Here is a 25,774-nt window from a genome sequence, read left to right as displayed (position 1 = left end):
TTCTAGAAAGTCAGTTTAATACCAAGGTTATAGTTTCTTGCAAGCGGATAATTTCCATAATCTACCCCAGGCGTTAAGTTCGCACCGCCATTGTAGTCTACCTCAGGATTATAACCTTTATAATTGGTAACCGTGAAGGCATTATCTACACTGGCATAAACCCGAATGTTACTCACTTTAAGTGTGTTGGCAATGGCTTTAGGGAAACTATAGCCTAAAGTAATGTTGGTACACCTGAAATAAGATCCATCCTGAAGATAGAAAGAGGATAAACGGGTATTGTTACTTTGTGTTCCGGCACGTGAGGCCCTGTAATTTAAGCCGCTGCCCGGATTGGCTTCATTCCGGTAGCGATCTGCCACCTGGGCATACTGGTTACCCGAGCCTTCAAAATTGTACAGGTAATAATCCTGTCCATCCAACACCTGGTTGCCTTGGGAGCCATTAAATGAGGCCCTGAAATCGATTGTTTTATACGATGCATTTAAGGCGAAGCCATAAGTAAATTTAGGATATGGCGTACCAATAACTGTTTTATCCGCATCATTTACAATTCCATCACCATTGGTATCCTGAAAATAGAGATCACCGATTTTAGCCGGATTGGTGGTAGAGGCTGAAGGTGCTACCTTACCCAGGTTGTCTGCCGTGATTCGACCTAATACCTTGAAACCATAAAACATACCTACTGGCTGACCTTCCTGTGTAATGTGGGTCATGTAAGAACGTTCCGCACCATTGGTTAGAATGGTACTCGCACCGCCCATATCCAATACCTTATTTCTGTTCAGCGCAATGTTTCCACTCAAACCTAAACTGAAATCATGGGTTTGGATGATCCTTCCATCCAGCTGAATATCGAAACCGGTATTGCGAACTTTACTGTCTGCCAGATTCGTAAGGATAGAAGCACTGCCTGAAACAGCTGAAATAGGTTGATTAAATAAGAGGTTATAAGAATTACTGAGGTAATAGTTAGCCATGATAGAGAGACGATTTCTGAACAAACTAATATCTGTACCAAAGTTATACTGTGAGGTAGATTCCCACCCCAGTCTCGCATCCTGGATTGAATTGGGCCATATGGCCGTAGCAATTGCATTGCCAAACACTACGCCGCCGGGTGCGCTCATTTGCTGCTGGGTTCTGTAATTTGGAATGTTGTTGTTTCCACTTAAACCCCAGCTCGCCCTGATTTTTACGGTAGAATGTTCGCCCAGAAAGTTGTGGTAAAATTCTTCATCAGAAAGGTTCCAGCCCGCAGAAATGGAAGGGAAGTTACCATACTGATTTAAAGGTCCGAACCTGGAAGAGCCATCACGACGGAAAGTTCCCGACAAAAAGTATTTACCAGCATAATTGTAACTTACCCTTCCAAAATAGGAAAGCAAGGTATTGGTGGTTTTTGAGGCATTATCCAGGGCAAAAAAGCTTGGATCGGCACCTTTATCTGAAATCTCCCCGATATAATCATTCTGAAAGCCTTTAGCCGAAACACGGATGCTATCACTTGTTGTTTTCTGTGCAGAATATCCTGCCAGTACATCTAATTTATGTTTTCCTATTGTTTTACTATAGTTCATCGTAAATTCTGCCAGCTGATCTATCTGGCTCACTGTTCTGGCCACGGCATTAGCTGCCGTAACCGATGCGGTAGAGTATGGCGGGTTATTGCCACTACTCAGGCTGGTTGGCAGATAATAATCATATTTCTCATTATAGGTTTGCGTACCCAGGTTGGCTTTAAAATCAAGACCGTCTAAAATTTTATAGGTGGCATTGGCATTATAGGTGCTTCTGCTTCCCTTACGGGTAATTTTTAACTGTTCTACAGTAGCCAGTGGGTTTTCCGGATTTTGGATCCCGTATTGAGAAGCCAGTGAGGCCATGCCAAACTGGATGGGATTGCCATTGCCATCGCGTGCCGGGAGATAAGGCAGATAGAGCAGGGCAGACATCATCGGACTTAAATTGTACCGGCCTTCCTGCACCTCACGGTTGTTATTTTGTGTATAAGACACATTTGCTCCTACATGCAGGCGTTCACTTACATTTCCGTCAATATTGGCCCTGAAGTTGATAACTTTCTGATTGGTATTGGTTACGATACCATTGTTATCCTGGTAACCGCCGCTCATAAAATACCGAACATCTTTATTCCCACCGTTAAAAGAAAGATTATGACGCTGGAAAGCTGCATTTCGATACAATTCATCCTGCCAGTCGGTATTGTATTGTGCAGGAATGGCCTGCTGGGTAGAAAAATTATAAAGATCAGAAGGGATACTTACACTACTCCCGTTGCCCACATTCGCAATACGGGTAGCATTGGCATCGCCAAACATTGAATCATTCCATGTCTTGCCAGAATTGACCCATAAATCTTTATAGGCATTGTTCCGTCCGTCGATGAGTAACTGAATAAACTGATTGGCATCAAGCAGCTTAATTTTTTTAGCCAGCTGAGAAACACCGCCCTGCACATCATACTCAAAATGACCTTTACCGTCCTTACCTCTTTTGGTCGTAATCAATACCACACCACCCGAAGCTCTTGAACCATAAATGGCTGCAGATGCGGCATCTTTTAAGATGTCAATTGTTTCAATATCTTCAGGATTAATGGATACATTATTTCCTGAGGGATAACCGTCGATGACATATAAAGGATCTGAACTGGCATTAATGGACCCTACACCCCGAACCCTGATTTTGGTACCGGAATAGGGCGCACCACTGGTTTGTGAAACCTGTACGCCGGCTACCTTACCCACCAGGGCCTGGCCTATTGTTGGTGAAGTGAGGTTCATTTCTGAAGCCTTTACACTACTGATGGCGCCTGTAAGGTCAGATTTTCTTACTTTCTGATAACCAATGGCAACCACCTCATCCAAAGTATTATTGCTTTCCCTTAAAATTACATTTAAAGTTCTTGCATTGCTCACAGCCACTTCCTGCGTAATATAACCCACAAAAGCAAATACCAGTGTGGTCTCTTCCTGAACAGAAATGGTATACTTTCCATTCCCATCAGTTACTGCTGTTTTTTTATTTTTTTTATCGAAAATACTTACACCTGGCAAGGGCTGATGCTGTTCATCAGTAATGGTACCAGTGATCGTAAAAGCGGCCTGGCTTCTGGCCACAGTCAGATCGTTCTTATAATGGCTGCTGGCCATAACAGGCAAATTGCTCATAGCCAGTAATCCTATAGGCAAGAGCAATTTTCTGCAGGTTGGCTTTAAACCTGCAATAAAAGAAAATGATGTCATCTTTTAATCGTTAGTAATGATTTGTGTTTGGTTTGCTAGTATGGTAATGTTTAAAGGCATGTCGAGGCTGATTCACATAGGCATTCTCTTAATTAATAACCAGGATATTTCGAGTGCTTTAATGCCGCAAAGCTAGAGGTGTACTTTTAACACTATATATCTTTAATGTTAAGTCTGGAAGAATGTTTTAACCTCAAAACAGATTAAACAGCCACTGATTAAACTATTTTAAGAGGGAATGGAATAGCGTTGAAAAATTTAGATTCGCCATTTTAACAAACTGTTTTCTCAACACATCAATTTTGCCTATATTTATCAAAAAGAAAATGCCCCGTTACCATCCAAACTGTGAGGAAGAGATCAGAAAGCTTATGCTTTTAAAAAACAGTGACTTCCATAAAGCACTTTATGAAAGTTATTGTCCACTTGTTTATGGCCAGTTTTCAACTTTCTGCAGAGACCATGCAAAGGCATATGAATTAACGGAAAAGGTATTTGAAATCGCTAAAGCCGAGCTTGAAAATAACAGACTGATTAAGGGGAAGCTACTGGTCTGGCTGCTGAATATAGCCAGAAAGGTTTCCAGAGATTATCTTTTAGATTATTCAGTAAAAAAAAGCGATGACAACCGGTGCATTAAAAGACTGGTACTTTCAGAAGGTTTCAGCACTCAGGAGGCAGCCGGCATATTAGGAATCAGTATGCAGGAAGCGATCTTCAGCTTAAGACAACAACTAAAAGAATAATGCATCAGATGGAGTTAAATGAATTTTTAAACAGCGGCATGCTGGAACTTTATCTGATTAACACACTCCATCCCGAAGAGGTTTCTTTGGTAGAAAGCATGCGTAAATTATATCCCGAAGTGCATGCAGAGTTGGCCAAACTTGAATCCTTTCTGGAAGAAGATGCCATCCGGAATGCGGTAAGCCCCCATACCCGAATGGATGAAAAAATGGCGTTGATGTTTAACAACCTGGAGGCTGAACAAAACATGCAGCTTTCAGCAACACCACTTATTAGTGCCTTATCAAACGCCGATGCCTGGCTGGAGCTGGTTACACCATTATTGCCGGAAAATTATTCGGGCGAAAGATTCGAAAAACTACTGCGCCACGAAAATGGGGTAATGCAGGTGCTGGTGATTTCCGCTACCGATGTGGAAGAAGAAGTACATGAAAGCCTGGATGAAAGTTTCTTAATTTTAAAAGGAACCTGCATCTGTCATATTGGTGAACATTTCATTAACATGGGACCTGGCGACTTCATGCAGATCCCACTCAATCTGCCACACACCGTAACCATTACCTCGGAGTCAATAACAGCTATATTGCAACATATTAGTTAATAAAAACACGTTATGGGTTAACAGGCTAAACATAATAGCCTTTATAATTTCTTTGGCTTAATAAGTTAAGCGGAGTATAAAACACTTTTCAAAGCAATCATCAGGTTTAATTGGTTAAACCCATATGCGACATCATACAGACATATCAGCTACCATTTTGCTTATGGCCGAGCAACGAGGCCCTGAAAAAAGCACCTGCCCATCTGAAATTGCCCGCAGGTTATATCCTGACGACTGGCGTAAGCACATGAAAAATATACGCAAGGTAGCTATTGGCCTGCATCAACAGGGCAAAATAATGATCACGCAAAAGGGTATGCCTGTTGATGTAGATCACATTAAAGGACCTATCCGCATTAAGATTGTCTGACCCTGGTATTATGCCACGCGTGACTTTTGTTAAATGCTCTTTTTCAAGACCTGAAGTCGTGCTGTTAAGGCAGCTGGAATATGATTAACCTTCAGCCAAAAAAGGTCGTCCCCTTATCGGAGCCTTTTTTAGTAAGCAAGTACGGCCATATTCAAACGCCCGTTCTTTTTAATATTCCCGAACCATTGCCTGTTAAGCTTTGTTATGATTTAAACTTAAAATGGAAAACATGAAAAATCCCGGAGAAAAAGATGAAAAGGCAACAGCTGAAAATGTCAATCCTGAGGTAAAGCCCCAAGAAGACGCTAATTGGAATGAACATCAGCAGATAGATGAGGAAGGCAATGAAATTGATGCAGAGGATATTAAATAAACAACACTATGAAAAAGATATTAATGGTATTGACCTCGCACAGCGAGATGGAAAATACAGACCATAAAACAGGCGTTTGGCTCGGCGAATTTACCGATCCTTACTATGAATTTATTGATGCCGGTTATCAGGTAATACTTGCCAGTCCAAAGGGCGGCAGACCACCTGTTGACCCCATGAGTGAGCTTACAGAAAATATTACCGGGTCTAACCGCAGGTTTCAGGATGACGAGCATGCTAAAGCGGCATTTTCACATACTACCGTGTTGAATCAGGTGAATGCTAACGATTACGATGCCGTGTTTTACCCGGGTGGGCACGGTCCGATCTGGGATTTAGCTGTTGATAATAATAGTGGAATACTGATCCTTGATTTTCTTGATGCAGGCAAACCGGTGGCCGCTGTTTGCCACGGACCCGCAGCATTGATTAATGCAGACCAGCAAAGACCTGGTTTTTTAAAGGGTAAAAAAATCGCTGCATTCAGCAATACTGAAGAAACCATGGTAGGACGGAGTGGTAATGTACCATATCTCCTGCAAACCAAACTTGAAGAACTTGGTGCAGAAGTGAAAACAGCCCTTGTACCCTTCCTTTCGCATGTAGAAACAGATGGCTTACTCATCACCGGGCAAAATCCACTCTCCGCCGGACCAACGGCGAAAATCCTGATTGAATTATTGTCAAAGCAGGAAGAGCAAATTGAAAGGATAGATTTATAAAACACGCTATTGAACTTTATCAATTAACTGAATTTTAAATGGGGCTGTCACAAAGTATAGAGATGGCCTCGTTTAAGCTTTATTAAATGAGGTCTATTTTTCAACATATACCTGAAATATTTTGGACTTAAATTTCATTCTATACATCATCTTCTTCCAGTTCACTTAATCTACCTATAATCAGGTTTACCGGTAGATTAAGTGAAACTACTTCGAGCAAGCCGAGACAGAACAAAATTGATCTCTGTTTGTTAATTTGATCTAATCCTGATACAATCTAATGAAAAAAAACATTCTCATATTGCTGCTGTCTCTATTTTTTTGCGCCTGTAATCAAACTGATGAGCGTAAACATACAACAGAAAAAAAAAGCGAAACAGTTACACCTTCAGCGCAAACTAATGTCGTTACCAAACGGGAGAAATTGATTGGCGAAATTAAAACACTCATGCAGGCAATGGCTGAAAAGGATAAACCTGCTATTTTAGCTTATTTCAACTTTCCATTAGCAGATAGTTCAGTAAACTTTTTTGAAGTAGATCCCATTTTCGATGCTGCACGTAAAGCGAATAATGACAGAATTACAAAAGCAATGTTTGACAATTCTTTTGCTTCCATTTATCAGAAAACAGAAATGAGGGAATTTAAAAATCTCATTAAATTCCTGAAAATAAATAACCTGAAAAACCAGGACAGTGTCAATTACGACAATATAATTAAAGGCGATGGTTGTTATTATTTCTACAGCATATCGGTTGATCATCATGACGAGGTCACACTAACCTATGGTACCAATTCAAATGATGAGTACCGAAAATCACACCCGGATGAAGAAGAAATTTGCAGTGAATATGCCGTGGCCTGGACTTTCAAATTTGATGGTAAAGCATTGCACTTCCTTAAACACCGTATAGCGGGATAAAAGAAGAATTAATTTAACACCGATCAGGCTTGCGCTACACGCACTGCATTTAAAAAAACAGCATAATCAAAAACTTGATCCCGTTTATCATTTAGGCCAAGGTCCAGAACAGATTAGGATTATTGGTTTTATAGCTAACAAAATTTTACCCACCGGTTTATTGATTGGTTGACTCATTTTTTGTGGTCCCTGCGGGATACCATCCAATGGGAGAAGCGCTACATAATTTACCTCCTTGCCACATATCCAGGTTTCCGTATCCTACTGGCTTACTACGTTCCATTTTGCATCCGCATTCCATACCAGCGGCATTACCTTATATATGCCGATGAGATTGCCTTTTTCGCCCGTCATATAAGAATAGAAGGCTGGGTCAATCCAGATCCACTTGCTGAAGCCCTTACTTTAAACCACATAATAACATGACAGTTATCCAAATTGGTTTCCTCAGGCATACAGGTAGTAAACCTGAATGAATATCCATATACAGCATATTCATTCAAAACAATCGCCAGCACCCGGTAACTCCATTTATTTTAATTCAACAAAACTTATGCTTTGATCTATCAAAAATATTACACAACTTTGGCTACTATTTTTATTCAGTCTAAATAACTGTAGTGTTTATTTTAGGTTAAATTTATATGAAAATTAAACTCGTACTTTTTTTAATGTTGATACCAGTACTGATGGTTAGGGCACAGAAACCAGCAACCATTACAGGAAAAATCACCACCAATGATGGCAAAGCCGCCACCGGTATTACCGTAAGCGTTCCAGGTACTACACTCGGAAGCGTGACGGATGACAAAGGTCTTTACAGGATCAAAAATCTTGCTTCAGGAAATCAAGTGATCCAACTCTCTGCTATAGGCATCCAAACTCAAACCAAGACTGTTAAAATTGAGCCTGGTGAAACCACAAATATTGATTTTGTAATCAGTGAGACCATAAAAGAGCTGGAAGAAGTAGCGGTTAGCGCACTCAGGGCACATAAATACATTTATAAGGAAAGTGATCAGGTTGCCAAAATCCCATTAAAGAATTTGGAGAATCCACAGGTGTATTCTGTTATTCCGAAAGAGCTTATCAGTAGTCAGTTATCGCTCAACAGCAAGGATGTAATCAATAATGCTACTGGCGTAGTGGCTTATTATACACCGATTGGTACGGTAAGCGCCTGGATAAGGGGATTTGACACCAGAAATGCGATCCGAAATGGTATGGTTACCCAATACCGGGCAGAGTCTGATCCCATTAATATTGAGCGGGTTGAGGTGATCAAAGGACCGGCCGGCACGCTCTTCGGTTCCAGTGCCATATCATTTGGCGGCTTAATTAATAAAATAACCAAAACCCCAAATCCCATTGCGGCAACTGAAGTAGCCGTTTTTACAGGCAGCAATAGCTTAATGAGAATAACGGCCGATGTGAACACCCCCTTAAATGCATCAAAAACATCCTTATTCAGGCTAAATGCAGCTTACCACGCTGAAGATAGTTTTCAAGATATCGGACGTTATAAGAGTATCAGTGCTGCGCCAAGTTTTCTTTATAAAATAAACGACAGACTTACTTTCCTCGTTGATGCTGAATTTGCAGCGGTAACCAGAACACAGCAACCCTACCCGTCATTTGGCCCGAATACAACTTTTAAAAATTTCAGGGATATTCCAATTGGTTACAAAAAATATATTGGTGGTGATGATGTGGATGCTAAAACAACCATTTCTAATTTCTTTACCAAGGCAACCTACAAATTGTCTGATCAATGGGTTTCCTCTACCAACCTGAATTTTAGTAATGGTTATGTAGATTATGCCAATCAGCTTTATCCAAGATGGCTGACGGATTCTACGATGACCAGGAATATAGGAATGTACAGCGCACGTACACTTTCGTTCATTCAGTTTCAACAGAATTTTAATGGTGACTTTAAAATAGGCAAAATGCGTAACCGGGCCGTTATTGGTGCAGATTTTACCAGTACAATTACCAGGTTAAACTATGCGTATTTTAATTATGATACCATTAATGTGAATCAAAATTTCGCTCCGTTATTTGCCCAGCGTGCCAATGCCTTAATGGCCGCCAAAACACCAGGTCATTATCAAAACACACAAACCAATTACAGCCTTTATGCTTCTGACGTGATTAACCTAACCGATCGCCTGCTGGTGATGGCAAGTTTGCGACTGGACCAGTTTGTAAACAAGGCCAGCATCGAAAATAGTCTTCCGGTAAAAGATGATTATCAGCAAACGGCATTATCCCCTAAATTCGGATTGATTTATCAAATTGTAGATCAGAAAGTTTCTCTTTTCGGAAATTACATGAATGGTTTTTTAAATCAGGGGCCGGTTACCCAGCCTGATGGCGGTACACTCCGGTTAAAACCCAAGCAAGCCAACCAATGGGAAGGCGGTGTCAAAACAGATCTGTTAAACAAGCATTTGGGTTTTACCTTAAGTTTTTACGATATCAAAGTTAACAATGCCACTTATACCGACATCAATAATTTTAGCTTACAAGGGGGCACACAAAGAAGCAAGGGTTTTGAAGCTGAACTGAATGCAGAGCCTGTTGATCATTTTTATATTATATCCGGATATGCCAGGAACAGCAATAAATTTATATCTGGTACCCCCTCACTAATCGGGAAAAAAGTTGCCGGTGCGCCGGGTGAGGTCTTTAACCTTTGGATGAATTATCAGTGTGTGAGTGGCTTTTTGAAAAATTTTGGCGGTGGCTTTGGCGGCAATTACGTCAGCGAGGTATTCTGGGATGCCGCGAATACCATTACCATACCCTCGTACACAGTGTTGAATGCCGCAATCAGTTATCATCAGCCAAGCTGGACAGCATCCGTTAAAATGAATAACCTATCTAACCAAAAATATTGGAACAGCGATGCACAGCCACAAATGCTGAGGCAGATTATAGGTTCACTCGCTATGAAATTTTAAAAGACAAATTATACCTCAATCTACCGATTAACATGCGATTTAAAAATATACATAGTGTCCTCATACAGGAAAGATGTAAGGAACAAGGTATCAGTTGTGAACTGCTGGTACCTGGAGATGAAGAAATTTTTGAACTTCAAAAAGGTGACCGTAAAATCTTCATCAACCGTGGCGTATCTCCATATGTCAGTCATATGGCGGCTACCCTTTCAGAAAACAAGTTAGCAACCAATACCTTGCTTCAAAACCATGGAATTCCTATCCCTGAATTTATGTTTTGTGCTGACCTTCAGCAAGAGGCCATCTCATTTCTGGAACAATATCAGCCTTTGGTAGTTAAACCGTTTGACACCAACAAGGGGGTTGAAATCCACCTGAATATCTCCAATATAAAAGATCTGGAACAGGCTTTTTTAAAGGTTAGAAAGGTAAGCAGCCATGCCATTCTTCAGCGTCAGGCTGCAGGTAAGGATTATCGGATTTTACTTATTGGAGATGAACTTGCCGGTGTATTATGGAACGAATGGGCTTATGTAACCGGCAATGGAAAAGATCAGCTGGAACAGCTGATCGAAACTGAAAATAAGAAAAGAGAAACGGAAGGTACGCCTGTTTATAACCGGAATTTTAAAATGCTTTCTCCGGTTCCCATGGAAGATGCAGGGCAGGCACTGGCATTGCAGGGACTAGACTTTAAATATGTTCCCGGCCATGGCAAAAAAATTTACATCAGCTATTGCGGAAATGGCTGGGCTGGTGCGTTAGCGATTGATCAAACAGAAAATATTCATCCCGATAACCTTCTCCTTGCCAAAAAAATAGCAGCGATAGCTGAAATTGATGTGATTGGTATTGATATCAGATGCGATGACATCGCAGTATCTTACCAGGAATCAGCCTTTGCAGTGATTGAGGTGAACATCCGGCCCAGTATGGTCGATCATGAGTATCCAACCGAAGGGAAATCCAGACAAGTAGTTTCACAATACCTTGATTATTTATTTAAATAAGCCATCATGAATCACTTAGCCCAACCATTACCTTTAACAGTTTTACCGCAAACTGAGACATCAGGCTACGCTCAGGCTTGCCAGGAAGTGATGCAAAGACTGCTCTATGCGCTGATTCATGAGCATTCAGATCAGCGGCAGCTTGTTTTAACCACCACCAATGATCAGTTTAAAGTAAGGCGGATTGTTCTCCCTTCCAGTGGGGGAATTTTAACCTGCGTAGAAACCAATGAAAGGAATATTACGGTTTATTTATCAGTGGTATTGCTCAGAAATGATGGTGATTTAACAGAACTTGATGTGATGGCCCTATTGAACTGCATACTGGATTTATGGAAAACGGAAGAGGCCTGTAGCGAAAAAATAAGAGCAGAAATCAATAACTGTTTAGATCACCTCGCTATGGCATTTGATCATGAGGCAGCACATACTGATCAGATCAGCCAATGCATTAAAGCAGTAATTTTAGCAAAAAAATCTGTTTTTCAGCAGAGGGAAACACTTTTACATTCAGAAATCATACCCTTTAAAGGACATCCGATCCACGTGTGTGCCAAAACCAAAATGGGCTTTTCCAGACAGGATGTATTGGCTTACAGTCCGGAATTTTCACCGAAGGTTAATCTGCAACTGCTTGCCGTACACCGGTCACATCTGGTATGTTCTGATGAAATTGACATCTGGACAAAATACAGTGCTGAACTGTTGTCACATAAACAAGCGAAGGATTACCTGATCATGCCGGTTCACCCATGGCAATACAAGCATGTTATTGCTCAGGCATATAAGGCACACATCAACAGTGGTGTTTTATTTAAACTTGAAGATGAGGCGATAGATGCCCTGCCAACTTTATCTATGAGAACAGCATTTTTACCAGCTACTCCGGGCCAGCCGTTTTATCACATTAAGGTTCCCATAAGTATTCAGGCTACCAGTGTTAAAAGATCCTTAACCCTCCGGGATTTGTATAACGGTATTGAATTCAGCAAAATGATTCCGGATATGATGCAGAAAATCCCCTCTATTGCGAACAAACGTGGGCGATTAATCAGTGATGTGTGTGCGGCACATTTTAAAACCGAGGGAGAAACAAATCCTGGTCTGTCTTTTCTTTTAAGAAATGATCCCGTTAACCATTGTTTACCGGGAGAAACCATGGTGGTTGCTGCGGCTTTAACCCATTCTACTAAATTACACCCAACTCCACTTCTTTGTCAGTTCATCAATCAGTCTAAATTATCAGTAGAAATTTACCTGGATCAATTGATCGAAACCCTGTTAACTATGCCACTGGAAGTATTTTTGTATAAAGGTATTGCCCTGGATTTGCATGGTCAAAATACCATGATTGTTTTTGATGAATCTCATCAGGTATGCGCACTGGCTTACCGTGATCTGGGGAGTGTACAAGTGGCAGACACATCGCCTTCCTTTAATGAACAGAAACACCTTTTTTATGGAGAAGCCTCCACTTTTATGAACTATAAAGATACCGTTAGTGAATTGATGCACACACTTTTCAATAATCTTATCGGGGGCATCATCAGCTGTACAGCCAGCGCATACGCCATACCTGAACCGCAGATTTGGAGCAAAGTTAAAGAAACCAGTATACGTATTATCCAAAGCTGCACCGTACCCAACCAGCTAAAAGATGATTTATGTCAGCTGCTTTTTAGTCCGACGCTGATGATCAAACCCTTATTAAGAATGCGCATTGCAGAAAAAACGCTGTACCAGGCCATTCCCAACCCAATGTTCAATATTAGCTGATGGCCCTTTTTCAAAATACAACAACAGAAAGTAATCCGGCAGCGCAAAATCGGTCAGGCACATTTTATAATAAGTTTCTGGTTTGTTCATTTATCGGCGCATTAGGAGATTACATGACCCTTTCTGCATTAGGATGGTATATTGTAGATTCAGTAGGTTCTGCAGAAGTACTGGGTTGGGTATTTTTTGCCAGAACTGTTCCCCGGTTTTTCATGAGCTTTGTGGGCGGTTATTTTGCCGATCGGATGGATCGTAAAAAGCTGATTATCGGGGTATATTCCGGATTAATGATTACAACAGGTTTGCAGATTCTGGTGATCTGGAACCTGTCTGGTTTGCACTGGATTTATATTGTAGCAGTTGTTTTTTTACGAAATGTTTTTGACAGCGCAGAGCCCAGTATCAGAAATGCACTATTGCCCGACATTGTAAAAAAAGAAAACATTGCAAAAGCTGTTGGCTTTTATGCTTCCAGTTTAAACCTGGCCGCTATTTTTGCACCGGTTTTAGCCGGATACCTGCTATCTGTCATGACCATTACCCCCTTGTTAATTGCCGATTTTTGTTTGCAGATCCCCTCTTTTCTGATTCTGTTTTTGCTTCCCGCCATACCCCTCCACCAAGATGCCGTGGGCAAGGGTATGGCAAAAAAAGGCTATATTTTTGCAATTTCTTACATCAGGCAATCTCCCGTTTTGCGCAATAGCCTGATATTAAGTGTTACCCTGATGTTTTTTCTTTTCCCATTTGGCGCAATGCTTCCGCTGCTGGTTAAAAACACACTCCAGTCAGATGCAAGATCATTCGGGATGATCAGTGCCACTGAAGCATTTGGGGCCGTGCTTGGCGGACTCTTACTTAAATATATTACTCAGGATCAATTGCTCCGGTTTTGGCCCTGGATGGGAATGCTTTCCTGTTTTTTCCTGTTATTATTGGGCTTTGCGGGTACTTCATTAGCTGTTTTACTTATTATTTTTGTTTTAGGATTAATGAGTCAATTATTCAGAAGCACAGGTCGGAGTATCTTTCAGCTCAACACACCAACAGAAATCAGGGGAAAAGTAATGTCAGTATTGATTTCAGACAGTGGAATAGTATCTCTGGGCATCTTATTTTTTACGCTGATTGCAGGTAAACTATCTGTTGGTTTTGTTTATAGTTTAATGGGCTGTTTTGGAATGATATGCTGTTTCGCCAGTTACATGTTTTTACTTAAAGTTAAGAACAAAAATCAGTCAAAATAGAAAAGAAAAATATTGATCTCAAGATACGGTTTGGGATAACCGGTAAATCCTTTTACGCGGTATAATAAAAAAAGCTGCCCGGATGGACAGCTTTAATTCACTTTAAATATAGTGATCTATTTTGCTAAAACCTGCGCATTTTGTTCTGCTTCCATGATTGCCTGGGAAACAAAAGATGCAGATTTAAGACTGACAAAGTCTCCTAATTTTACATTTTTGATGTTGCTGGCGATCATGGTACTCTGATCGGCAGTACCATTTAATTTTAGTACCGCATCATCCTTAACAATGGTATACAAACTACCTGTTGTCGTTTTAATCTTCGCTGTAGCACTCTGATTCAAAAACAACTGAAGGTATTTTACATCGAAGTTATTGCTGGTTACCACTACCGATTGACCATATGCTTCAATTCTTTCTAAATCTTTTACAGTAATGTTCAGTATGACCTGATTGGTTTCCATGGAGTTGATGAACAAGGTTTTTCCATCAGTTGATACAAAGGTTTTTGCAGCGTCGTAGTTGCTGGTGCCCGATACATTTTGCTTATCACCCTGGGTTAAGATGATTTTTACATTCCCGCTCACCCAAATCCTTTTGAATGTTGATAATGAAGCAGTTTTTATTTCTGCTTTAACGGGCTCAGCGGCAAAAGTGGCCATTACTGATGAAGTGAATACGACTGCTGTTAATGCTGCTGCGAATACTATTTTAGTGAAGGTTTTCATATCTTTATGTTTTAAGTTTTTGCTATTGTTTTGTGATTAAGACGCAGCTGTCCATCAAACGTTGCAGGCAAAAACCCGATATTATACCAGTATCAGCAACCACTAGACCAACGCCTTTAATTTCTAGACGAACGGTTAGGAGAACATCACTTAAACTTTTTAATCCTCTTATGCAATACGTCTGAATTAAAAAATTTTCAAGCTGAACATCCAATACGACCGAACAAAAGCTATCCGGGGCGATAAAGATCAGTTACTCTTTTATTTGCTTTTTTTTAACAGTTCTTCATATGCAGGCTCCTCGTGCTTTTCCATACCATCAGAAATCTTGATTCCGGCTTTCTCAAATTCGCGGATTAATCTTTTATCAAAACCTGCAATGTATGAAGCAAATTTTAAAGAATCCTTTTGTTCAGGGATGGTTTCAAAAGGAATATTCGGTTCTTTAAACCTGTGCAAAACGGCTTCCGTACTGTCGTTACCTTGCATAAGCACAGAGTCACCATAGTTTGCAATTTTGGCTACATATGGTTTGGTCAGGTACCTTAATGAATCATTCTCTATTTTATACGCAAGCTTGAACCGGCCAACCTTCTGGTTATAGAAAACTACATATTGCGAATCAATATCAAATTCACTATATCCATTTGCCATGGAAAATTTATACCATTTACCGATAAGCGATTTTTTATTTCCATCTGTGTTTTTAGGCTTTGACGAATTACAGGCAGAGATGGCAAAAATGAAAAAAGCAAGAAAATAAAAGATGGATCTCATGATAACTAATTGTTAAATAATATTAAAAGATTTTTAATTCAGGTAAATGATCAGAAAGTACCTGAAGTACATCCTGCCAGGCTATTGCCAGGCAGGATGCGGTTGTGATTGCATTAAATACTGTCTACTGTGCCCAAATGGTACAGTTAATATTGCCATTGGTATTCGTGCCCCATGTTTCCGAAACCATAATTGCTGGAATATTTAGCTGACCAAGCGTATATCCGTAGCTTTTCCATTTGTTGTAGTGGTTGGCAAAAGTAATTACGCGATTTTGTCCGGGAGCAGCTTTTGTAACCCTTGAACTGTAAATCTGTCTGAAGCCATCGCCACCATCAATATTTTTACCTGTCATCCAGCGGGTCCATACGTTATAAGCTGTACCATCGCTATCAAATGTACCCAGGAAAGTACCGCTGTGAGGTGAAACTGCACCCCAGGTTTCGTTTACGTAGTACTCATAAAAGGGGCTTCTGCTCCATCCGTACCAGCCAAAAGTACCACCTCCGGAGTTAGAATAAGCACTAAGGTTATACCCGATCTTATAGTTTGCCGAACCTACCGAATAACCTTTACCGCAGGTAAAATTACCATTGAAACCATTCCAGTTAACGCTGTAATTTCCGGCGGCGCCATTTGCGTAATTAACGGTACCTGTAGCACCATCACTCTTCCAAAGCGACCAAAAGAAGCCATTATTTGTACCAGATTGATAGGATTCAGTAACTGCGGATTTGTCAGACGGCGGCGTAGTGGCAGTAACTGCAACTGCTTCGGGTTCCATCCTTGCATCTTTTTTACAGCCTGTTAACAATGCAGCGCTTGCCAGCGCAATAGTTGCAGCAACAAAGGTAACCTTCCTGGTTACACTTGTCAGTGAGTGTTGTTTTTTCATGTATGATTATATTGGTTAGAGATGCAAAGAAAATATATCTACAACCGCAGCACCACTATTAATCATCAAATTTATGACACAAATGTTCATAAATCCTTCAACGGTATTCGTTTTATGGAATTATAGCAACCTTAATCTAATTTTAATTACTTATTTATTTTATTAAATTTTATATTTTAAAATACAATATTATTCCTTATTTAACTTTTTTGATCTTGTTCTCAAAAATAGCATAGTGCATTTAAATATCCTAAAGGACAGTTAAATGGTATATGCATTATAAAAGATTGAGTTTATCATCCTGCCACATATGAGGCACATTAATGCAGAACCATGATATCAAAAAGGAAACGGTTACAACTGGAATGATAAGCCTAATCAAAACCGGAAAACATTAGCCTTAAAAAAACTTACAAAAAAGAGTTAAAAAATTATAAATTTTACATTTTTAATAAAATTTATACTACAAATTAAATAATTTTAAAATTACATTTTAATACGAGTGACCACTTACAATAAACTGCCATTTAATATTAATTTATAGCATTTAAAAGGGCCTTTTTAAGTTTCCGCTAAGTTCCGCTAAAGAAACTGGTCATAACAGACAGTGCATTTTCACTATGCATCCTTTCGCCATTTTCAAGAGATTCTTTTGCTTTTAAAGATGCTCTTTCCCGCATTTCGGTTTCATAGTGAGCGATTGCATGCCGAATATCATTATACTCTTCTGATAAGAGCATCCGGCTCAATTCCAGCGCATCTAGCATGGCCATATTTGCGCCCTCTCCGGCAAATGGCGGCATAAGGTGTGCAGCATCACCAATAATGGTCAGATTGGGCATGGCAGCCCAACTTTGGTTCAATGGCATACAGTTAATTGGTCTTACAATATAAGGCATAGCTGCATGCTCAAATAACTCCTGCCAGATTTCATTCCATTCGCTGTATGCTGTTTTAAACCATTCAAGCATCTCTGATTTATCAGAAAAATCCAGACCACTCTTTTCCGCCCAGTGTGCTTCGGCTTTAAAACTGGCATAAAAACCAATTTCTCCATTCGATTTTTGTCCCATCAGGATATTCTGCTGATTTCCGAATGCCATGATCTTTCCGCCCCGCAGCATAGCCGAAATCTTCGGGACTTTTTTTTCAGCATCGTAAATATTGCCTTCAAGCATGGTAATACCCGAATAAAAAGCTTGAACATGGGTTAGATAAGGACGGATTTTTGAATTTGCACCGTCCGAACCGATCACGATATCCGCATATTCATTTGTGCCATCTTTAAAATTTAACAGCCAGCCCTCACCTTGTTTTTGCATGGCGACAAATTGCCTGTTCCAAACGATGCACGCCGCATCTAAGGCATCAATCAGGATGCTACGCAACACGCCACGATCAATCTCCGGCCGAAAATGCTCCTCTCCAAATGCTTCTTCCTGTTTATTTTCGGCGTCGCTGAAAACAATCTCTGCCTGTTCATTGGTAATCGTAGTCTTATCCGCACCTTCCATATAATTTTTCCTGAATTCATCCAGTAAACCTGCTTCCCTTAATGCGGCCAGCCCTGAATGTTCATGTAAATCCAAAGGAGATCCCTGCACCCGGGCATTTCTATCAACATCTCTTTCATACACTTTCACATTAATATTCTTTTGTTGTAGAAGTCTTGCCAGGGTCAGTCCGCCGGGACCACCCCCTATAATGGCTATTTTTTTGTTTTCTAACCGCATAATCGTTGTTTATACAGCAAAACTACTCCTCCTTGTAAACGAGGAATTGTAAAAAACGGTCGTTTTTGTTTTTATGGAGTTCTTTAGGCGACACGCCGGCAAACTGTTTGATTTCTTTAATGAAATGCGACTGGTCGGTAAAATTAAGTTTTGGATAAAGCTCACCATTTTTAATATCACGAAGGGAAGCCTGAAAGCGAAGTATCTTGCAATACGATTTTAAGGAGAGCCCAAACTGCTGTTTAAAATAACGGTTGATCTGCCGTTGGCTCCAGAAAATTTCCTGGGCAAGCACACTGATGGAGATTTCCCCATTGGAAGAAAAGATCAGTTGAAACAACTTTCTTTTCCGCTCATCTATTTTTTCAGGTAAAATGGAATGGATTTTCGCTGTTATCTTTTTACAGAATCCTTCAAAATTGTTCAGGTCATTGCTGTTGATATTCCAGAAACCTGATGGCAATATTTTCCCGGTATCCAACAGTTCAGCAATAGGAAAGTGGAACAAGTATTCTATTGCCAATGGATGAAAGCTTACAGAAAAAAAGCTATTCACCTCGGCATCAACATGTTTAGGCTTGGTTTCCAGTCCAAGCAAGGCAATCTGAAAATCAGCTTCACCAATTTTTGAAAATATCAGGTCAATTTTGCCATTGGGAATGATCACGGCCTGCTCTTGATTGGAGAAATTTTGCAGAGAGGAGAAACAATATACAAAATCACTGAGCGACTGATCCGGATAGCCAAGTTGAAAATGTAAATCGTTGTTCATGATGTTAACAAAAGGTGATTTTTCATCCGCGTGTGCTCAAATTTAAATATTCGCAGTTAAAAAATCATGGAGAATTTATGATACCATAGCAGTGCCTCTATTTTTAGGGATAGCCAGCTATTTCATTTAATGCCCATGCCTGAAATCCTACTTAAATATATTTCTCGATCGTTTCAAAAATCTATGACCCCTGAACATTTACCACTATTTCTATTTTAAATAAAATCACAGAAGATTAAGATTAAAACTACATTAGAAATACATTAATAATTACTTTAAAATACTTATAAAGTGCTTTTTTAATGTAATCAATTTGTAGTACCATTACTAAAATATTATATTGCCTGCTTAAAAATTTTGTAAAAGCATCTTTATTGATCATCACAACTACAAACTGTTATTCATCTATTCGCAAATTCATTTCTAATATTTTTAAACTAAAAACCCTTTTATGAAAAAAAACTACCTTTATTCATTAACACTGACATTAAGCTTTTTTACATCTTGCAAAAAAGATCTTCCTAAAGATATCGAAGCATTAACGAAACCTGGTTCGCAGGCAACGATAAACACGATAACTGGTGTAAACAGTTGTTTCAACTGGGAAACCAATCCCTATGTAAGCCTGACAAATGGCCAAACCCGTATTCTTCCATGGTATAATGGTGCAACCACACAAATACCTGATTTCATCTTAAGTGATTACAAAAAAGAGGAGGGTTGGGAGCTATTATATAATTTTTTAAGCGGTACCGAGAATGGTCAGAATTATTTGTTTTTTTATAATAAGTTTACCGGTATCATTCGTACTTATTACTTTTTAGCTGATGATGTCACAGCTGGAAGTAACGGTATGTGGGGACTTAGTTTTACCAGTCAGAATGCATTGCTTAATAATGTGGGCTATTTTGCCACCCCGATTAATGAACTGAGTCAAGATCCATTGGCGATATCAAGCAATTTAAGTTTAGATGCGACTACAAAAGGAATTTCACGCGGCTGGAATGCATTTGATACCGAAATCACATATGACCCAGATGCTGCTGCCAAAATAATTAAAATGCGTGTATTTTCTACCACCAGTAATATTTCTCAGGTTAGCTTATCCGGTGATGTGCAGCTAAGCTCAGCCGGAACAATCGTTAGTGTAGGGACGAAGAACGGTTTACAGGACGCTGCTAATTCTGCAGCAAAATCTGGTGGCGATGCAGCAAAAGACTACATCAAAAGCAAAGTAAAATCTGATAGTTCATCATTTATAAAAAAAATATTTGGCAGTGCCGCAAGTGTTGTGATCGGTGGCGGAGTAAAAGAGATTATAAACGCCGGCATCAATTTATTATTTGGATCATTCATAGGCAAAAAATCAGAAACAACATCGACTACCCAAAAAATAGAATTTAAAACCAATGGTACCATCAACCTGCTTGGAACAATAAGTTCAACATCGGCCAATAATGTATCATCAATTGCAGGCCTTTATACTCCCGGTACACGCCCAGACTTGAGTAATTTCCTGCTTCCTTGTTTTGATAAACAGCTTGGTGTTTGGAACCTGGAAAGTAAACCTGTTTTATTAACTTCCCAGCAAGCTACCGGAGGTAATCACCTGCCACCAGATGACGACCTCTATCAAAGACATTATTTCTTAGATCCCAGTTCAATTAAAGTGAAGATCAACCCTGATCTATTACCGGAGATTGAATCTTATGAAGTTAGTACGGATTTGTTTTATTATGATCAATTTAAAGGAAACAGTAACTGGAATAATTCTGTAATGACAGGCCTAATTACTGGCGGGATTTTAGCTTATCAGGACGAAGCAAATAAATTTTACCAGGTACAACATGGTTCATTCACAGAGAACATCAGAGGCCCTATTCCGGTTCCTGGTAACCCAAATGAGGATAATGATTTGCCTACTATAACTGTTGGTGGTTTTAATAAAAACTTTGTAGTAAAGGTAACAGTTACTATAATACCCAAAACAGGGTACGATAAAACCCCTATTGTAATTACCAGATCTTACATACCAGATTATCAATATTTCTAAAAATAGAAAACGGAGGACAGCTATAAATTTCTGATCCTCCGTTTTTTATACTCAATTTTATCCTAAATATTCCATTGGTTAGGGGCTATTATAAAATCCTTTCAATAAAGACAAATTTAAAGTTCAGCCATATATTAATGTCCTCTTATGACTTTGTCGATCTTAGCAATTAAATGGCAGAAAGCGTATTTCACGAGATGGGGAAAATCATTAGGATGGAAAAATCAAGGTTGTTTTTCGAATTACTTTCGTACTAACAATCATACACATACATCAAAAAACAAAGATTAAGAAATCCTTGTGCACTTCCATTTAGCAGAACACCAATTGTATTGATTACACACATTAATTCCAGCGCATGCCATTGCTCAAACTGGGTAGCCATAATTTGAGTAATAGAACTCCCGCGACGTAAATACAATATAAAATGCACTAAACATTCTATCATTAATTACATGGCCAAAGAGCCTTCGGTTTGTTCAACTATGGGTTCTTCCGCTAATGGTAATACTGCTTGCGTATCCTGCGCTCCAGAATCATCTTTTGTTATGACTTCTTTCTCTAGCTTACTCACCGCAAAGCCGCAAAGGCTTATAAAAAAAGCGGCACATAAAAACCATGCTAACCGGGCATTCCAATAGCGGTAATTAGACGTGTACTTGGTTAAAATGGTATTTGAAAGGGGTTTGAGCACTCTTTGTGTATCTAAAGGATATGCACCGCTATCCGTGAAAAATTCATGATTTTTTACAAAACCTTTGTACCATACTTTACCTAATGAGTAGCTGGTTAGGGTATCTGATAGGTTAATCTTCCTTTGACGCTGTAACTTTTTAAGATTTAATGGGATTATTGTAGCATTTGCCATTTGTGTACCGCATTTTACCGGCTCATAATGATCTTCATTCCAGTACATACATCCCTCATCTGCTTTTGGCATTCGAATTGAAGAGGGACTAGTTTCCCATGCAACAAAAGAGGTCGAGCCAATAAAAAGTAGAAGGATACAGGATATGGTGATGTAGCGGGGGGAGAAGAGACGAACGTATTCCGATTCAGGGTTAGATTCCTCTCCGTCTCTATCATTTTCTAGTTCACCACCACTTTGACCTTCTTTCTTGAATTCTTCCTTTTTTGGCTGATCGTCATTTGAATCTTCTACTTGAATCGCTTCTTCTTCATTCTTAAGCTCTCCCTCATCAATTGTAACATCATTCGCATCTTCTTCTGGCTTTTTAGCTGCTTCCTCAAAAATAAATTTTAATTCTTCTTCGCTAAGTTCTCTCCATTCATTGTAGGATGGAAAATCTATTAACCAGGCAAGAAGCTTAACCAGGCCTTCATCCCTTGTACTTCTTCCTTCTACCATAAAACTTACCAGCGGTCTGAATTTGTCCAGCTTAAATCTTTCTATACTTCTCACCTGATCATCAAATTGGTTTCGGGGATCGAAAATAAACCTAATTAAGTCTTTGTCTTTTTGAGTGTTTTTTCTCAAAAAAACCTCAACACATTCTTTCCTTAACTTTTCTCTGCCGGGTTGATCAAGATTAAGCGTGAGCCGCTGGCTTTTTCTTTTTACATGATAAAAATCTAGTAGGGATGATTTATACTCTTCAAACATTTCTTTAAAAATTTAGCGTAAAAATAGGGGTGGAATTTCCGGAAACTTTACGGTTTTCCGGAATTATAATGGAAAGAAGGGAAACATCGGAATGTATTGATAATTAATCTTTTGACTCACCCCATATTTGTATCGTTGATCAGCACAGGCGGCGATTCATTATCAAAGCTAAATAAAAAACTGATTAATAAAAAGAGTAGAAATCGCGGTCGTTAGTAGCCGGTTTGGGAAGCAGTTACTAGCTCCCGCGACAGACGCTCATCACTTCCCAAAAATTTCAGAAGGCCTTCTGATTTACAACCGTAGCAAACCCCTCGCATGGTGCGAGGGGAACTACACAGTATTTCATTTCTAAAATTTTTGAATCATGTTTTTACCATATTTTATTGCCATATTATTAGGCTTTGTAAGCCCATCGAATACCAATAGCAACTGTACCCACAATGGCGGTACAACAGTAAGCACCAACAACAATACGCCTGGCGACCCAGGAGACCCAGGTGACGATGGTACTGGTGGAGACACAGGACAAAATCCTCCAAGGTAATATCTTTAAGGAAGATGGCCACTAGCCATCTTCCTTTTTTTTATTTCAAAAACAATTATACTGCTTACAACTTGAATAAACATTAAGAAAGTTTAAACGAATAATTAATCAGATTTAACACAATGTATCTGATAATAAAAACATTAAATAATAAGAGCTTTTTTTGTATTTTCGAATAAAAAAATACCTCCCTTGAAACTGCTCTCATCACTTATCCTTCTCTTATTTCTATTTTCTTGTTCAAAAAAAGAAAGTATAAAAAAGAAATTTCATAATCCATATTACGATATAGCTAAAAAATATCGTAACAATAGAAAACCAGATAGTGCCTTCAGAGTATTTAATCAAGCGAAAGAATTTGGACTAGAAAATAAAGATAGTTTAAGTACAGCTAGTAGCTTAATTAATATGGCCATATTGCTAACAAATGCAGGTGATTATTTCGGAGGCCAGGAAACCTCAATAGAGGCTAATAAATATTTGAATGAAAGTGATACGAGTCATCATTATTATCTGGGATCTAATTATAATAATTTAGGCATTGCCACGTACAATTTAAAAGATTATGATAATTCACTAAGACTATACGATTCTGCGATCAAATTTTCTGATGATTCCTTAGATACTTATATGTATCTAAATAATAAGGCTAAGGTTTACCAAGAAATAAAGGATTATAAGTCATCACTTAAAATCTATGATCAGATTTTAGCAAAAACGTCTAAAAATGAACAAGAATATGCCCGCGTATTAACCAATATTGCAAAAACGAAATGGCTTGAAAATTCTCAATACGATCCAGTTCCACAATTTTTAAAATCGCTACAAATTCGAAAAAAAGAAAATGATTTATGGGGGCAAAACTCAAGTTATGCAAATCTTGCAGACTATTATATCCAAAAGCAATCAGATTCTGCCTTATTTTATGCCAATAAAATGTATAAAGTAGCTAAAGAAATAAAAAGTGCAAATGACCAACTTGAAGCTCTACAAAAACTCATCAAACTAAGTCAACCCAAAGAAACTAAACATTTTTTCAATGTTTATGAAAAATTAAACGATAGTGTCCAAACCGCCCGTAGTGCTGCCAAAAACCAGTTTGCACTGATCCGTTATGACACGGAAAAAAGCAAAGCCGATAATTTGGTGCTGCAGAAAGACAATGAAGGCAAAAGGTATCAGATCATCATCCTTATTATTGGTATTCTTTTAATCATTATCGCCGGTACCCTTTGGTACAAAAAGAGAAAACAAAGATTAGAGCTCCAAGCTCAAAACACCATCCGCGAAAACAAACTCAAAACCTCTCAAAAAGTGCATGATGTGGTTGCCAATGGATTATATCGGATTATGAGTAAACTCGATAATCAGGAGACCCTAAAAGACAATCCTATTGTTAACGAGATAGAAGAACTTTATGAGCAATCGCGTGACCTCTCCTACGAAAAACCAAGATCTAAAAATCAAGACTTTCACGACAAAATATTTGAGCTGTTAAAATCCTTCGCTTCCGAAAATACCCGGGTAATACTGGTCGGGAATTCGGCCACATTGTGGGAAAAAGTTTCTGAACAGGCCAAAGATGAAATAGAACATATCCTTCAGGAGCTGATGGTCAACATGGGCAAGCATAGCCAGGCAAGCGATGTGGTGATCAAATTTGAGCAGGTGCAGCAAAAAATAAACATTTTTTATACCGATAACGGTATTGGCATAGCAGGTAAGCCACAACCCAAAAATGGCTTAACAAATACGGGAACCCGTATTGATGCCATTGGTGGTACAATTATCTTTGATACCAAAGTTGAAAAGGGGCTTAAAATCCAAATCTCTTTTCCGGTTTCCTAATTGTATTAATATGTTTAAAAGAATACTTATTGCCGAAGATCAAGAAACACAGAATATTTCGCTGCAGAGAACATTGGCCGACCTGGGTGCAGAAAGACCCGAATACGTTTATTATTGTGATGATGCACTGACCTGGATAAAAAATGCGGCCAAAACAGATCAACCCTACGAACTGTTGATTACCGATCTCTATTTTGAAGAAGATCATAACCGGCAAAAAATTGCCGGGGGTGCCGAACTCATCAAAGCGGCAAAAGAAGTACAGCCTAATTTAAAAACACTGGTATTTTCCGGAGAAAGTAAAACGGCGGTTATCGATATGCTATTTAAAGAAATGAACATTGATGGTTATGTCCGAAAAGCCCGTCACGACGGCCAATACCTCAAGCTGGCCATCAATGCCATCCATAACCATAAAAAATACCTCTCACCCGATGTAAAGCTGGCCAGAAAAGAAAATAATTCACACGATTTTACAGATCTGGATATTGCCATCATCTCCCAACTGGTGGAAGGCACACCTCAAAAAAACATTCCTTACTACCTGCAGGAAAATGATATAAAACCCTCTGGTCTCAGTAGCATCGAAAAACGCCTTAACCTGATGAAGGAAGTGCTTGGTTTTTCTAAAAATGAACAACTAATCGCTTATTGTAAAGACATGGGGATTATTTAGTTAGTCTTTAAGTCCTAAGTCTTCAGTCTGAAGTCAATTGATCTAGGCTTAAAAATCCCTTCAAGTTACGTCATTTTGAGCGAACCCGATAGCATTGGCTGCAGCACAGTCGAGA

General features: G+C 39.2%; 21 protein-coding genes. 14 read left to right on the top strand and 7 right to left on the bottom strand.

Annotated elements, in window-relative coordinates; genetic code table 11:
- Positions 1 to 2 precede the first annotated feature (2 nt).
- Entirely contained in the window at positions 3 to 3,272 is a 3,270-nt protein-coding gene (locus tag OQ267_RS03090; RefSeq protein ID WP_265834850.1) for a SusC/RagA family TonB-linked outer membrane protein, read from the bottom strand.
- A 302-nt stretch (positions 3,273 to 3,574) separates the two neighbouring features.
- Here OQ267_RS03090 and OQ267_RS03085 point away from each other — a divergent pair, with 302 nt between their 5' ends.
- From OQ267_RS03085 to OQ267_RS03040, 10 genes are all read left to right on the top strand, one after another.
- On the top strand, positions 3,575 to 4,018 hold the full coding sequence (locus OQ267_RS03085; protein ID WP_265834849.1) for a hypothetical protein: 444 nt from the start codon (positions 3,575 to 3,577) through the stop codon (positions 4,016 to 4,018).
- Between the two features lie 8 nt (positions 4,019 to 4,026).
- Entirely contained in the window at positions 4,027 to 4,620 is a 594-nt protein-coding gene (locus OQ267_RS03080; protein ID WP_172406486.1) for a cupin domain-containing protein, read from the top strand.
- A gap of 124 nt (positions 4,621 to 4,744) precedes the next feature.
- Positions 4,745 to 4,990: a DUF3253 domain-containing protein gene (locus tag OQ267_RS03075; RefSeq protein ID WP_265834848.1), complete on the top strand. Its 246-nt coding sequence runs from the start codon at positions 4,745 to 4,747 to the stop codon at positions 4,988 to 4,990.
- A gap of 229 nt (positions 4,991 to 5,219) precedes the next feature.
- Entirely contained in the window at positions 5,220 to 5,363 is a 144-nt protein-coding gene (locus tag OQ267_RS03070) for a hypothetical protein (protein ID WP_265834847.1), read from the top strand.
- Positions 5,364 to 5,371: 8 nt separating this feature from the next.
- The gene (locus OQ267_RS03065) at positions 5,372 to 6,085 is read left to right on the top strand and encodes a type 1 glutamine amidotransferase domain-containing protein (RefSeq protein ID WP_265834846.1); all 714 of its coding nucleotides are present in this window, start codon (positions 5,372 to 5,374) and stop codon (positions 6,083 to 6,085) included.
- Between the two features lie 280 nt (positions 6,086 to 6,365).
- The gene (locus tag OQ267_RS03060) at positions 6,366 to 7,007 is read left to right on the top strand and encodes a hypothetical protein (protein WP_265834845.1); all 642 of its coding nucleotides are present in this window, start codon (positions 6,366 to 6,368) and stop codon (positions 7,005 to 7,007) included.
- Positions 7,008 to 7,651: 644 nt separating this feature from the next.
- Positions 7,652 to 9,973 (top strand): TonB-dependent receptor, encoded by a 2,322-nt coding sequence (locus tag OQ267_RS03055; protein ID WP_265834844.1) that lies wholly within the window; start codon positions 7,652 to 7,654, stop codon positions 9,971 to 9,973.
- A gap of 32 nt (positions 9,974 to 10,005) precedes the next feature.
- A complete protein-coding gene (locus OQ267_RS03050) occupies positions 10,006 to 10,983 on the top strand; it encodes a hypothetical protein (protein WP_265834843.1) in 978 nt (325 codons plus the stop codon).
- 6 nt (positions 10,984 to 10,989) lie between these two features.
- A complete protein-coding gene (locus OQ267_RS03045; RefSeq protein WP_265834842.1) occupies positions 10,990 to 12,759 on the top strand; it encodes an IucA/IucC family protein in 1,770 nt (589 codons plus the stop codon).
- Entirely contained in the window at positions 12,759 to 14,006 is a 1,248-nt protein-coding gene (locus OQ267_RS03040; protein ID WP_265834841.1) for an MFS transporter, read from the top strand. The genes OQ267_RS03045 and OQ267_RS03040 overlap by 1 nt, the downstream gene beginning before the upstream one ends.
- Before the next feature lie 116 nt (positions 14,007 to 14,122).
- Here OQ267_RS03040 and OQ267_RS03035 read toward each other — a convergent pair whose 3' ends face one another.
- The 5 genes from OQ267_RS03035 to OQ267_RS03015 form a co-directional block, all read right to left on the bottom strand.
- On the bottom strand, positions 14,123 to 14,734 hold the full coding sequence (locus OQ267_RS03035; protein ID WP_265834840.1) for a GIN domain-containing protein: 612 nt from the start codon (positions 14,732 to 14,734) through the stop codon (positions 14,123 to 14,125).
- A gap of 261 nt (positions 14,735 to 14,995) precedes the next feature.
- Positions 14,996 to 15,511 carry a hypothetical protein gene (locus OQ267_RS03030; RefSeq protein ID WP_265834839.1) on the bottom strand — a complete coding sequence of 172 codons (516 nt, stop codon included), beginning with the start codon at positions 15,509 to 15,511 and terminating at the stop codon, positions 14,996 to 14,998.
- A gap of 124 nt (positions 15,512 to 15,635) precedes the next feature.
- Entirely contained in the window at positions 15,636 to 16,406 is a 771-nt protein-coding gene (locus OQ267_RS03025) for a glycoside hydrolase family 11 protein (RefSeq protein WP_088301136.1), read from the bottom strand.
- Between the two features lie 572 nt (positions 16,407 to 16,978).
- Positions 16,979 to 18,139, bottom strand: a complete 1,161-nt coding sequence (locus OQ267_RS03020) for an FAD-dependent oxidoreductase (RefSeq protein ID WP_265834838.1) — start codon at positions 18,137 to 18,139, stop codon at positions 16,979 to 16,981.
- Between the two features lie 22 nt (positions 18,140 to 18,161).
- The gene (locus tag OQ267_RS03015) at positions 18,162 to 18,911 is read right to left on the bottom strand and encodes a helix-turn-helix domain-containing protein (RefSeq protein WP_265834837.1); all 750 of its coding nucleotides are present in this window, start codon (positions 18,909 to 18,911) and stop codon (positions 18,162 to 18,164) included.
- Between the two features lie 451 nt (positions 18,912 to 19,362).
- On the opposite strand from OQ267_RS03015, the gene OQ267_RS03010 reads away from it, so the two are divergent.
- Positions 19,363 to 20,964, top strand: a complete 1,602-nt coding sequence (locus OQ267_RS03010) for a hypothetical protein (RefSeq protein ID WP_265834836.1) — start codon at positions 19,363 to 19,365, stop codon at positions 20,962 to 20,964.
- A 451-nt stretch (positions 20,965 to 21,415) separates the two neighbouring features.
- Here OQ267_RS03010 and OQ267_RS03005 read toward each other — a convergent pair whose 3' ends face one another.
- Positions 21,416 to 22,588, bottom strand: a complete 1,173-nt coding sequence (locus OQ267_RS03005) for a hypothetical protein (protein ID WP_265834835.1) — start codon at positions 22,586 to 22,588, stop codon at positions 21,416 to 21,418.
- Between the two features lie 367 nt (positions 22,589 to 22,955).
- On the opposite strand from OQ267_RS03005, the gene OQ267_RS03000 reads away from it, so the two are divergent.
- The 3 genes from OQ267_RS03000 (at position 22,956) to OQ267_RS02990 (ending at position 25,659) form a co-directional block, all read left to right on the top strand.
- A complete protein-coding gene (locus tag OQ267_RS03000) occupies positions 22,956 to 23,135 on the top strand; it encodes a hypothetical protein (protein ID WP_265819484.1) in 180 nt (59 codons plus the stop codon).
- Positions 23,136 to 23,543: 408 nt separating this feature from the next.
- A complete protein-coding gene (locus OQ267_RS02995) occupies positions 23,544 to 24,983 on the top strand; it encodes a tetratricopeptide repeat-containing sensor histidine kinase (RefSeq protein ID WP_265834834.1) in 1,440 nt (479 codons plus the stop codon).
- A 10-nt stretch (positions 24,984 to 24,993) separates the two neighbouring features.
- Positions 24,994 to 25,659, top strand: coding sequence for a response regulator (locus OQ267_RS02990; RefSeq protein ID WP_265834833.1), 666 nt, complete (start codon positions 24,994 to 24,996; stop codon positions 25,657 to 25,659).
- The last annotated feature ends 115 nt before the right edge of the window (positions 25,660 to 25,774 follow it).

This window comes from Pedobacter sp. MR22-3, assembly GCF_026240075.1.
GTDB lineage: Bacteria > Bacteroidota > Bacteroidia > Sphingobacteriales > Sphingobacteriaceae > Pedobacter.
This window is presented reverse-complemented; position numbering and strand designations above follow the sequence as displayed.

Bases quoted from the DNA above. Each gene is read 5' to 3' on its own strand.
- OQ267_RS03090 (WP_265834850.1), bottom strand. From the start codon at position 3,272: ATGACATCATTTTCTTTTATTGCAGGTTTAAAGCCAACCTGCAGAAAA.
- OQ267_RS03080 (WP_172406486.1), top strand. From the start codon at position 4,027: ATGGAGTTAAATGAATTTTTAAACAGCGGCATGCTGGAACTTTATCTG.
- OQ267_RS03075 (WP_265834848.1), top strand. From the start codon at position 4,745: ATGCGACATCATACAGACATATCAGCTACCATTTTGCTTATGGCCGAG.
- OQ267_RS03070 (WP_265834847.1), top strand. From the start codon at position 5,220: ATGAAAAATCCCGGAGAAAAAGATGAAAAGGCAACAGCTGAAAATGTC.
- OQ267_RS03065 (WP_265834846.1), top strand. From the start codon at position 5,372: ATGAAAAAGATATTAATGGTATTGACCTCGCACAGCGAGATGGAAAAT.
- OQ267_RS03060 (WP_265834845.1), top strand. From the start codon at position 6,366: ATGAAAAAAAACATTCTCATATTGCTGCTGTCTCTATTTTTTTGCGCC.
- OQ267_RS03055 (WP_265834844.1), top strand. From the start codon at position 7,652: ATGAAAATTAAACTCGTACTTTTTTTAATGTTGATACCAGTACTGATG.
- OQ267_RS03050 (WP_265834843.1), top strand. From the start codon at position 10,006: ATGCGATTTAAAAATATACATAGTGTCCTCATACAGGAAAGATGTAAG.
- OQ267_RS03045 (WP_265834842.1), top strand. From the start codon at position 10,990: ATGAATCACTTAGCCCAACCATTACCTTTAACAGTTTTACCGCAAACT.
- OQ267_RS03040 (WP_265834841.1), top strand. From the start codon at position 12,759: ATGGCCCTTTTTCAAAATACAACAACAGAAAGTAATCCGGCAGCGCAA.
- OQ267_RS03035 (WP_265834840.1), bottom strand. From the start codon at position 14,734: ATGAAAACCTTCACTAAAATAGTATTCGCAGCAGCATTAACAGCAGTC.
- OQ267_RS03030 (WP_265834839.1), bottom strand. From the start codon at position 15,511: ATGAGATCCATCTTTTATTTTCTTGCTTTTTTCATTTTTGCCATCTCT.
- OQ267_RS03025 (WP_088301136.1), bottom strand. From the start codon at position 16,406: ATGAAAAAACAACACTCACTGACAAGTGTAACCAGGAAGGTTACCTTT.
- OQ267_RS03020 (WP_265834838.1), bottom strand. From the start codon at position 18,139: ATGCGGTTAGAAAACAAAAAAATAGCCATTATAGGGGGTGGTCCCGGC.
- OQ267_RS03015 (WP_265834837.1), bottom strand. From the start codon at position 18,911: ATGAACAACGATTTACATTTTCAACTTGGCTATCCGGATCAGTCGCTC.
- OQ267_RS03010 (WP_265834836.1), top strand. From the start codon at position 19,363: ATGAAAAAAAACTACCTTTATTCATTAACACTGACATTAAGCTTTTTT.
- OQ267_RS03005 (WP_265834835.1), bottom strand. From the start codon at position 22,588: ATGTTTGAAGAGTATAAATCATCCCTACTAGATTTTTATCATGTAAAA.
- OQ267_RS03000 (WP_265819484.1), top strand. From the start codon at position 22,956: ATGTTTTTACCATATTTTATTGCCATATTATTAGGCTTTGTAAGCCCA.
- OQ267_RS02995 (WP_265834834.1), top strand. From the start codon at position 23,544: ATGGCCATATTGCTAACAAATGCAGGTGATTATTTCGGAGGCCAGGAA.
- OQ267_RS02990 (WP_265834833.1), top strand. From the start codon at position 24,994: ATGTTTAAAAGAATACTTATTGCCGAAGATCAAGAAACACAGAATATT.